The organism is Kitasatospora sp. NPDC059827, assembly GCF_042731675.1.
Taxonomy (GTDB): Bacteria; Actinomycetota; Actinomycetes; order Streptomycetales; family Streptomycetaceae; genus Kitasatospora.
In genome coordinates this window covers 24,150-34,643 of sequence record NZ_JBHWIV010000089.1, presented here as the reverse complement: position 1 = coordinate 34,643, position 10,494 = coordinate 24,150, and the positions used below count along the sequence as shown (strand labels likewise).

Genomic DNA, 10,494 nt, shown 5'->3' with positions numbered 1-10,494 from the left:
CGCCGGGGTGGGCGGCGGCCCCGCCCCCCCCGTCCCTCCCCCCTTCCGCGGCGGGGGCCCAAACCCCCTCCCCCACCGTGCGCGGCCCCGCGTGGCCGGTCCCCCGGGGGCCGCCGCACGCTCGTCCGGCAGCACCCGGGGGTCCGGGCCCGGCGGTCCGTCAGCCGGGCGCCCGGGCAGCCGGTCGGGTGGCCGGGCGGGCGGGCGATCAGCAGTCTGACCAGTCCGACAACACTCCCAGTTCCGGTGACCGTCGTACCCTTGGTAGGTGACCGACGCCGTAGCAGCCATCCCAGAAGAAGCAGCCCCGGTCCCACTCCTCGAACCGAAGGAGGGGATCCCGCCCGTCGTGGCGGACGAGCAGGCGCTGGCCGCCGTCGTCGCCGCCTTCGCCGCGGGCACCGGACCTGTCGCCGTCGACGCCGAGCGCGCCTCCGGCTACCGCTACGGGCAACGGGCGTACCTCATCCAGCTGCGCCGCGCGGGCGCCGGCTCCGCGCTGATCGACCCGATCGCCTGCCCCGACCTGAGCGGACTGGGCGCCGCCATCGCGGACGCCGAGTGGGTGGTGCACGCCGCCACCCAGGACCTCCCCTGCCTCGCCGAGGTGGGCATGAGACCGGCCCGCCTGTTCGACACCGAGCTGGCCGGGCGGATCGCCGGCTTCGCCCGGGTCGGCCTGGGGCCGATGACCGAGAACGTGCTCGGGCTGAGCCTGGCCAAGGAGCACTCGGCCGTCGACTGGTCCACCCGCCCGCTGCCCGAGCCGTGGCTGCGCTACGCCGCTCTGGACGTCGAGGTGCTGGTCGAGCTGCGTGACGCACTCGAACAGGAGCTGGACGCCCAGGGCAAGCTCGACTGGGCCCTGGAGGAGTTCGCCGCGATCGCGGCCGCGCCCCGCCCCGCCCCGCGCACCGACCCGTGGCGGCGCACCTCGCAGCTGCACAAGGTCCGCCGGCGCCGCCAGCTGGCCGTGGTGCGCGAGCTGTGGCTGACCCGCGACCGGCTGGCCCAGGAGCGCGACGTCTCCCCGGGCCGGGTGCTCTCGGACGCCGCGATCGTCAACGCCGCGCTGGCCATGCCGCTGAACATCGCCGCGCTGCAGGCCGTCCAGGGCTTCGGCCCGCGGCTGCACCGGCGCCAGCTGGACCAGTGGCTGGCGGCCGTGCAGCGCGGCCGGGAGGTCCCGGAGAACCAGCTGCCGCCGGCCGCCGCCCCGCACGACGGGCCGCCGCCGCCGCGGGCCTGGGCGGAGAAGGACCCGGTCGCGGCCGCCCGGCTCTCCGGTGCCCGCGCCGCGGTCAGCGAGCTGGCCGAGCGCCACCACCTGCCCGCCGAGAACCTGATCACCCCGGACCTGGTGCGCCGGGTCTCCTGGGAGCCGCCGGCCGACCTGAGCGGCGACGGCGTGGCCGCCGTGCTGCGCCGGCTCGGCGCCCGGCAGTGGCAGGTCGACCTGGTGGCGCCGGTGGTGGCCGCCGCCTTCGCCACCGCCGCCACCGCCGGCACCGCCGAGGCCTGATCCGGCCGGAGCGCACGGGCCCGCCCGCGCGGCCCCGGCCCCGCCGACCGACTCCCGTGAGGGGGCGCCGTCCGCACGGACGGCGCCCCCTCACGGCGTTCCCGGGGAGCCTTCCTGGTCTCGGTGGTGCCGGACGTGTCGCGGGACACATGGTCAGAACCCTCCGAGGGGCCTGGGCAGGTTGGTTACCGACCGGTAGCATGGCTTCTGACGCGGCGCCGCTCGGGATCTTCCGGCGGCAGCCTGCACACCCGAAATGTTGGTCCCTGGGAGGAGAGCCCCCGTGCCTCGTACCGCGAGGGACGTCGTCTTCGTCGATGGCGTCCGCACCCCGTTCGGCAAGGCCGGCCCGAAGGGCATCTACCACGAGACCCGCGCCGACGACCTCGTCGTCAAGTGCATCCGGGAACTCGTGCGCCGTAACCCGAGCCTGCCCGTCGAGCGCATCGACGAGGTCGCCATCGCGGCCACCACGCAGATCGGCGACCAGGGTCTGACCATCGGGCGCACCGCCGCCCTGCTGTCCGGCCTGCCGAAGTCCGTGCCCGGCTACTCGATCGACCGCATGTGCGCCGGCGCCCTGACCGCCGTGACCGCCACCGCGGGCGGCATCGCCTTCGGCGCGTACGACGTGGTCGTGGCCGGTGGCGTGGAGCACATGGGCCGCCACCCGATGGGCGAGGGCGTGGACCCGAACCCGCGCTTCGTCTCGGAGAAGCTGGTCGACGAGTCCGCCCTGTTCATGGGCATGACCGCGGAGAACCTGCACGACCGCTTCCCGCACATCACCAAGGAGCGCTGCGACGCCTACGCCGTGCGCTCCCAGGAGAAGGCGGCCAAGGCGTACGCCAACGGCGACATCCAGCCCGACCTGGTGCCGATCACGATCCGCAACACCAACCCCGAGGTCGGCGAGACCGGCTGGGGCCTGGCCACCGTGGACGAGCCGATGCGCCCGGGCACCACGATGGAGTCGCTGGCCGGCCTCAAGACCCCGTTCCGCCCGCACGGCAACATCACCGCGGGCAACTCGGCCGGTCTGAACGACGGTGCCACCGCCTCGCTGCTGGCCGCCGAGGACGTCGCCGAGGAGCTCGGCCTCCCGGTCAAGATGCGCCTGGTCTCCTACGCCTTCGCGGGCGTCGAGCCCGAGGTCATGGGCATCGGCCCGGTGCCGGCCACCGAGAAGGCCCTGGCCAAGGCCGGTCTGACCATCGACGACATCCAGGCCTTCGAGGTCAACGAGGCCTTCGCCGTCCAGGTGCTGTCCTTCCTGGACCACTACGGCATCGCGGACGACGACGAGCGGGTCAACCCGTTCGGCGGCGCGATCGCCTTCGGCCACCCGCTGGCCTCCTCGGGCGTGCGCCTGATGAACCAGCTGGCCCGCCGCTTCGAGCAGCGCCCGGACGTCCGCTACGGCCTCACCACGATGTGCATCGGCTTCGGCATGGGCGGCACCATCATCTGGGAGAACCCCCACTTCGAGGGTGGTAAGTGAGCATGAGCAACACCACTGAGCTGCTCCAGCAGGGCGCCGAGCTGTTCCCGGGCGAGGTCGTCACGACCGCGCACGTGCGCCACCTGGACCTGCCGCTGCAGGCCGGCAAGCTGGCCATGATCACCCTGGACAACGGCTTCGACCACACCAAGCCGACCACCTTCGGCCCGGGCTCACTGCTCAAGCTGTCCGAGGCGCTGGACCAGGTCGAGGCCGAGGCCGCCGAGGGCAGGATCGTCGGCGCCGCGATCACCGGCAAGCCGTTCATCTTCGCCGTCGGCGCCGACCTCAAGGGCGTCGAGCTGCTCAAGCAGCACGCCGACGCGCTGGCCATCGGCAAGGGCGGCCACGAGGTCTTCAAGCGGATCGCCGCGCTGCCCGTCCCGACCTTCGCCTTCTACAACGGCGCGGCCATGGGCGGCGGCGTCGAGGTCGGCCTGCACTGCGACTACCGCACGGTGTCCGCGGGCGTTCCGGCCTTCTCGCTGCCCGAGGTCTTCCTCGGCCTCGTCCCCGGCTGGGGCGGCTGCACCATCCTGCCGAACCTGATCGGTGCCGGTAAGGCCGTCAAGGTCATCATCGAGAACTCGATGAACCAGAACAAGCAGCTCAAGGGCAAGGACGTGTTCGAGCTGGGGATCGCCGACGCGATCTTCGAGCCGGCCGACTTCCTGGAGCAGTCGCTGCTGTGGGCCGCCCAGGTCCTCAAGGGCGACGTCGCCGTCGAGCGCGAGGCGATCGACCGCGGCAAGGCCTGGGACGACGCCGTCCTCTGGGGCCGCATGGTCGCGGACGCCAAGGTGCACGGGGCCGCTCCGGCCGCGTACAAGGCGCTGGACATCATCGCCGCCGTCAAGGACGCCGACCTCGCCGACAAGGGCAGCCTCCAGGCCGGCTTCGACGCCGAGGACGCGGCCCTGGCCGACCTCATCATGAGCGGCGAGCTGCGCAGCGGCATCTACGCCTTCAACCTGGTGCAGCGCCGGGCCAAGCGCCCGTTCGGTGCGCCGGACAAGTCGCTGGCCCGCCCGGTCTCCAAGGTCGGCATCGTCGGCGCCGGCCTGATGGCCTCGCAGCTGGCGCTGCTGTTCGCCCGCCGTCTGGAGGTGCCGGTGGTCCTCACCGACATCGACCAGGAGCGCGTCGACAAGGGCGTCGGCTACGTCCACGCCGAGATCGACAAGCTGCTCGGCAAGGGCCGGATCGGCCAGGACAAGGCCAACCGCCTCAAGGGCCTGGTCAGCGGCTCGCTGGACAAGGCCGTGGCCTTCGGTGACGCGGACTTCGTCATCGAGGCCGTGTTCGAGGAGATGGGCGTCAAGCAGACCGTCTTCGCGGACCTGGAGGCCGTGGTCTCGCCGACCTGCGTGCTGGCGACCAACACCTCCTCGCTGTCGGTCACCGAGATGGCCTCGAAGCTCCAGCACCCCGAGCGGGTCGTCGGCTTCCACTTCTTCAACCCGGTCGCGATCCTCCCGCTGCTGGAGATCGTCCGCGGCGAGCAGACCGACGACGCGTCGCTGGCCACCGCCTTCGCCGTGTCGAAGAAGCTCAAGAAGACCTCGGTGCTGTGCAAGGACGCCCCGGCGTTCGTGGTGAACCGGATCCTGACCCGCTTCATGGGCGAGATCCAGAACATCATCGACGAGGGCACCCCGATCGCCAGCGTCGAGAAGGCCGTCGAGCCGCTCGGCCTGCCGATGTCCCCGATCGTGCTGCTGGAGCTGGTCGGCCCGGCCATCGCCCTGCACGTCTCGGAGACCCTGGCCGGCGCCTTCCCGGAGCGGTTCACCGTCTCCGAGAACCTCGGCAAGGTGGTCAAGGCCGGCAAGCGCGGCTTCTACACCTGGGTGGACGGCAAGCAGGTCCTCGACCCCGAGGTGCTGGAGCTGCTGAGCTTCGGCGACTCGGTGCTCACCGAGGAGCAGGTCCTGAACCGCTCCCTGGAGGCCGTGGCCCAGGAGATCGGCCTGATGCTGGAGGAGGGTGTCGTCGGCGAGGCCCAGGACATCGACCTCTGCATGATCACCGGTGCCGGCTGGCCCTTCCACCTGGGCGGGATCACCCCGTACCTGGACCGTGAGGGCGTCTCGGAGCGGGTGACCGGCAAGAAGTTCCTCGCCCCCGGCGTGGCCTCGGTGCCCGCGTAAGGCGTAGCGGTACGAGCGGAGCCCCCGGCGACCTGGTCGCCGGGGGCTCTCGCGTACGCGGTGTCGGGCCTCGGTGCTCGAGGCGGTACCTCGGTGGTACTTGAGGCGGTACCTCAGTGCTTGAGGCGGTAGACGACGGTGTCGCCGATGACGCCGATCATCTCGTAGTGGGTGTCCAGCAGGTTCTCGATCCGCGGGACCAGCACCGGCTGGTACGGGGCGACGCCGGAGTCGTCCACGAAGACCTCGGGCAGGCCGTTGGCGAGCTCCTTGTCGAAGGTCTGCCAGGCGTTGTTGACGCTGAACTGCTCGCCGACGTTGCCGCTGCCGTCCTTGCCTCCGCTGTAGTTGGTGAGGAAGCCGGCGGTCAGGTAGCGGCTCGCGGGCTTGCGGTCGGCCAGCCAGTACAGCTCGGGGTGCATGCCCCAGACCAGCACGGTGTCCTTGGGGGTGGTCTGGGCGGCGACCGCGGTGGCGACCTCGGTGTTGCGGCTCATCTGCTCCCCCGGCCAGGCCAGCGCCAGGCCCCAGAAGACCGTGGCGGCGACCGTGGTGTACACCAGGACGGGCTTCCAGCGGATCGCCGAGGTGGCGACCGCCCCGGTGCCCAGCAGCACCAGCGGGGGCATCAGCTGGAGGTAGTAGTGGCCGAAGAAGTGGAAGCCCACGCTGACCGCGACGGCCGAGGAGAGCAGCCAGACCCACAGGTCGGTGGTCGAGCCGTGCTCCTCGCCGGCCACCGGCAGCGGGCGGTGGCGGTACTTGAACCAGAGCCGGCGGCCGACCGGGAACAGGAAGCCGAGGCCCGCCGCGGCCAGGATGCCGAGGTTGCCGAAGGCCCGGCCGAGCATCTGCAGCCAGGCGCCGCCGAAGGAGGCGTAGTCGCCGCTGCCGGTGACCACCCAGAAGAGGAAGCCCTTGGGCTTGGTGAGGATGACCGCCACCAGCGCTATCGGCACCGCGAAGCCGAACCCGATCTTGAACAGGGCGGGCGGCCAGCGCACCCCGCGTCGGCGGGCGTCCTGGAGGAGCATCCAGAGCACCGGCAGCAGCACCGCGCCGCCGGTCTGCTTGGTCAGCGAGCAGAGCGCGACCGCGATGCCCGCGGCCAGCCAGCGGCGGCGCTCGGCGTACCGGAAGGCGGCCACCATCGCGGGCAGCATGAAGACCTCGAAGGTCGCCGCCTGGGTGTCCTCCGGGGAGAGCCCGATGGAGACCAGCAGGTAGAGCAGTCCGGCGCCGGCCCCGGCCCGGTTGCCCCAGCGGCCGCGGGCGATCGAGGCCAGCAGGATCGCGGTGACCAGGTGGGCCGCCACCGCGAGGGTGCGCAGCGGCCACAGCGAGGCGGAACCGAAGACGGCGAAGCAGGCCTGGTAGAGCCAGGGCAGCAGCGGCGGCTTGCGGTCCACCACGGTGTCGTAGAGCACCCCGCCGTCCGCGAGCATCCGGGCCTGGGTGGCCAGGAAGCCCTCGTCCGGGCTCCAGACGGGCCGGGCGAAGGACGGGATGTGGGTGGCCACCGCGACCAGGGTGAGCAGCGGCACCAGCCTCGTCCAGTACCCCTGTCGGATGTGGGTACGGGCACGCGCGGGCAGGCGGTCGACCAGTCCGTCGAGGCGGGGGCGGGTGGGGGTGGGCACGGTTGACAACCTACCGGGCGGGAACGGCGCGGAGAGCGCCGGTCCCGCCATTCAGTGCGATTGTCAGCTCGTCCCGCGACGAACTGTTACGCAGAGACGACAATCGGGCATCGGCGGAACGGGCGGCGGGTGGCCGGCCCGTTCCACCGGGGGTGGTTCAGGCCTCGACCGGCGCCGCGTCCAGCTTGGCGACCAGGGCGCCCACCTTCTCGGCGATGGCGGGGGCGGTCAGGCCGATCTCGGCCAGGATCTCGTTCCGGCTGGCGTGGTCCAGGAACTCCTGCGGGATGCCGAAGTCGCGCACCGGCACGTCCACGTCCGCGTCCCGCAGTGCCTGCGCGACGGCCGCGCCGACGCCGCCCACCCGGCCGTTGTCCTCGATCGTGACGACCACCCGGTGCTCGGCGGCCAGGCCCGGCAGGGCCTCGTCCACCGGCTTGACCCAGCGCGGGTCCACCACGGTGGCGGTGACGCCCCGGGCGGCCAGCAGGTCGGCCACCTCCAGGCTGGTCGGGGCCATCGCGCCGACCGAGACGATCAGCACGTCCGCGCGGTGGGCGCCGGAGGGCTCCCCGGCGGCGCGCAGCACGTCCATGCCGCCGACCCGGCCGACCGCGGCGACGGCCGGACCGACCGAGCCCTTGGAGTAGCGCACCACCGTCGGGGCGTCCTCGACCTGGACGGCCTCGCGCAGCTGGGCGCGGACCTGGTCGGCGTCGCGCGGGGCGGCCAGCCGCAGGCCCGGGACGACCTGGAGGATCGACATGTCCCACATGCCGTTGTGCGAGGCGCCGTCCGTGCCGGTGACGCCGGCCCGGTCCAGCACGAAGGTGACGCCCAGCTTGTGCAGCGCGACGTCCATCAGGACCTGGTCGAAGGCGCGGTTCAGGAAGGTCGCGTAGACCGCGAACACCGGGTGCAGCCCGTTGGTGGCCAGGCCGGCGGCGCTGGTGACGGCGTGCTGCTCGGCGATGCCGACGTCGAAGATGCGGTCCGGGAACTCCTTGGCGAACGGCGCCAGGCCGACCGGGTGGAGCATCGCGGCGGTGATCGCCACGATGTCCTCGCGCTCGCGGCCGAGCGCGACCATCTCCTCGCCGAAGACCGAGGTCCAGTCCTTGCCCGAGTTCTTGACCGGCAGGCCGGTGTCCGGGTGGATCACGCCGACGGCGTGGAAGCGGTCCTCGTCGTTGTTCTCGGCGGCGTGGTAGCCGCGGCCCTTCTCGGTGAGGCAGTGCACGATCACCGGGCCGCCGAAGCCGCGCGCCTTGGTCAGCGCCGACTCCAGGGCGGTCAGGTCGTGGCCGTCGATCGGGCCGATGTACTTGAGGCCGAGGTCCTCGAACATGCCCTGCGGGGCGATGAAGTCCTTGAGGCCCTTCTTGGCGCCGTGCAGCGTCTCGAACAGCTGCTGGCCGACCACCGGGGTGCGCTGCAGGGCGTCCTTGCCCCAGGACAGGAAGCGCTCGTAGCCCTGGGTGGTGCGCAGGGTGGCGAGGTGGTTGGCGAGGCCGCCGATGGTCGGCGAATAGGAGCGCTCGTTGTCGTTGACGACGATGACGACCGGCAGGTCCTTGGCGTCGGCGATGTTGTTCAGCGCCTCCCAGGCCATGCCGCCGGTGAGCGCGCCGTCACCGATCACGGCGACGACCGGGTCCGCCTTGCCCTGGATCTTGTTGGCCTTGGCCAGGCCGTCCGCGTACGAGAGGACCGTGGAGGCGTGCGAGTTCTCGATCACGTCGTGCTCGGACTCGGCGCGCGAGGGGTAGCCGGACAGGCCGCCGCTCATCTTCAACCGGGAGAAGTCCTGGCGGCCGGTGAGCAGCTTGTGGACGTAGCTCTGGTGGCCGGTGTCGAAGAGGATGCGGTCGCGCGGGGAGTCGAAGACCCGGTGCAGCGCGATGGTCAGCTCCACCACCCCGAGGTTGGGTCCGAGGTGGCCGCCCGTCTTGGAGACCTCGGTCACCAGGAAGGTCCGGACCTCCTGGGCCAGTGCGGCCAGCTGTCCGGGCGTGAGCCGGTCGAGATCGCGCGGTCCCCGAATGCGGGTCAGCAGGGCCACCCGTTCCTCCTCGTTCAGTGTTCGCGGACCACGGACGGTCCGACGGGCGTCGCCGCCCCGTCCGGCGGCAGGCCGGTGGTCGCGGCCGGTACCGACCGGTCGAGTCTAATGTCCGCTACGCGGACGCCGAGCGGCACGCCCGGTGCCACCGACCGGTTACCGCCATTCCCGGAGGTCGGTCGGGGGGTGCGGGTCAATCCTCATTGACGAACGGACGTTCTCCGGCGGTTGCGGCCGGACGGGTGAACGGGCCCGGGAGCGGGCCGCGCCGGCCACGGGCCGGGAGACGGTCAGTGCCGGCCGAGCGCCCCGGACTCGCCCATCTCGCTCATCACCAGGGCCAGCGCCCCCAGCACCTCGGCCCGGCCGCCCAGGGTGCCGGGGACCACCGACAGCTGGCGGGCCGCGCTGGGGATCGCGTAGCGGGCCACCGAGTCGCGGATCGGGGCCAGCACCAGCTCACCGGCCTCGGCGAGGTCCCCGCCCAGGATCACCCGGCGCGGGTTGAGCAGGTTGCACAGGGTCGCCACGCCCGTACCGATCTGGCGCCCGGCGTCGGCGATCACCCGGCGGCAGCCCAGGTCGCCCTGGTGGGCCAGCTCCACCACCCGGGGCAGGGTGAGGTCCGGGCCGAGGGTCGAGGTGAGCAGCGACAGCAGGTAGCGGGAGCCGACGAAGGTCTCCAGGCAGCCCCGGTTGCCGCAGCGGCAGACCGGGCCCGCCTCGTCCAGGGTGATGTGCCCGATCTCACCCGCGGTGCCGCCCGGCCCCCGGTAGATCTGGCCGTTGACCACCAGGCCGGCGCCGACCCCGCTGGCGATCTTGATGTAGGCGAGGTCGCTCAGGCCGCGGCCGGCCCCCCAGACCAGCTCGCCCAGCGCGCCCAGGTTGGCGTCGTTGTCCACGTGCACCGGCATGCCGAGCCGCTCCGCCAGCTCCCGGCCCGGGGCGATGCCCGTCCAGCCCGGCAGGATCGCGGTCGAGCCCAGCGCACCGGTCTCCACGTCGATCGGCCCCGGCACACCGAGGCCCACCCCGATCACCTTCTCGGGACGGAAGCCGGCCTGCGCGAGGAGGCGCGCCACCATCGCCTCGGCGCGGTCGAAGCCCTGCGCGGCCGAGACGTCCACGTCGATCGGGGCGCTCTCCTCGGCCAGCACCCGGTGGGCGAGGTTGCCGACGGCCACCCGCAGGTGGGTGTGGCCGAAGTCGATGCCGACCACGATGCCCGCGTCACCGCTCAGCGAGACGCTGCGGGCGCGGCGGCCGCCGGAGGAGGTGTCGGCGACCACGACGGTGCCGCTCTCCTTCAGTTCCCGCACGATGTTGGAGACGGTGGCCGCGGAGAGGCCGGTGCCGCGGGCGATCTCGGCCTGGGTGAGCGAACCGGCCATCCGTACCGCGCGGAGCACCCGTTCCAGGTTCGCCCGGTGCAGGGACGACTGTGAGCCCGGTGTGTCCGTCGACATGATCCACCCTCCCAGGGTGGGGAACCCTCCGCCGGGTGTCCCCTTCAACTCCTGAAGGGTACGGGTCGGGGGCCGGCGGGTGGGGGCCGCTGCGCGGGCCCGCGGCGGGCGGGGGTGCGGGGCTAGCGGTGGGCCGGGGTGCGGGGCTCG

6 protein-coding genes are annotated in these 10,494 nt (G+C 72.7%); 3 read left to right on the top strand and 3 right to left on the bottom strand.

Annotation, left to right across the window (positions count from 1 at the left end; translation table 11 throughout):
• Window positions 1–268: 268 nt before the first annotated feature.
• The 3 genes from ACFV8H_RS34840 (at window position 269) to ACFV8H_RS34830 (ending at window position 5,173) form a co-directional block, all read left to right on the top strand.
• A complete protein-coding gene (locus tag ACFV8H_RS34840) occupies window positions 269–1,522 on the top strand; it encodes an HRDC domain-containing protein (protein WP_380407896.1) in 1,254 nt (417 codons plus the stop codon).
• A 283-nt stretch (window positions 1,523–1,805) separates the two neighbouring features.
• The gene (locus tag ACFV8H_RS34835) at window positions 1,806–3,023 is read left to right on the top strand and encodes a thiolase family protein (protein WP_375888284.1); all 1,218 of its coding nucleotides are present in this window, start codon (window positions 1,806–1,808) and stop codon (window positions 3,021–3,023) included.
• A gap of 2 nt (window positions 3,024–3,025) precedes the next feature.
• Window positions 3,026–5,173 (top strand): 3-hydroxyacyl-CoA dehydrogenase NAD-binding domain-containing protein, encoded by a 2,148-nt coding sequence (locus ACFV8H_RS34830; protein WP_380407894.1) that lies wholly within the window; start codon window positions 3,026–3,028, stop codon window positions 5,171–5,173.
• Window positions 5,174–5,286: 113 nt separating this feature from the next.
• Here the strand turns inward: ACFV8H_RS34830 and ACFV8H_RS34825 are convergent, their stop codons facing one another.
• From ACFV8H_RS34825 to ACFV8H_RS34815, 3 genes are all read right to left on the bottom strand, one after another.
• On the bottom strand, window positions 5,287–6,813 hold the full coding sequence (locus ACFV8H_RS34825) for an ArnT family glycosyltransferase (protein ID WP_375888279.1): 1,527 nt from the start codon (window positions 6,811–6,813) through the stop codon (window positions 5,287–5,289).
• A gap of 157 nt (window positions 6,814–6,970) precedes the next feature.
• Window positions 6,971–8,875, bottom strand: coding sequence for a 1-deoxy-D-xylulose-5-phosphate synthase (dxs, locus tag ACFV8H_RS34820; protein ID WP_380407892.1), 1,905 nt, complete (start codon window positions 8,873–8,875; stop codon window positions 6,971–6,973).
• Between the two features lie 290 nt (window positions 8,876–9,165).
• Window positions 9,166–10,344 (bottom strand): ROK family protein, encoded by a 1,179-nt coding sequence (locus tag ACFV8H_RS34815; protein WP_375888275.1) that lies wholly within the window; start codon window positions 10,342–10,344, stop codon window positions 9,166–9,168.
• Between the last annotated feature and the right edge of the window lie 150 nt (window positions 10,345–10,494).

Excerpts from the sequence above, each read along its gene's own strand:
- ACFV8H_RS34830 (WP_380407894.1), top strand. The coding sequence starts at position 3,026 with ATGAGCAACACCACTGAGCTGCTCCAGCAGGGCGCCGAGCTGTTCCCG.
- ACFV8H_RS34815 (WP_375888275.1), bottom strand. The coding sequence starts at position 10,344 with ATGTCGACGGACACACCGGGCTCACAGTCGTCCCTGCACCGGGCGAAC.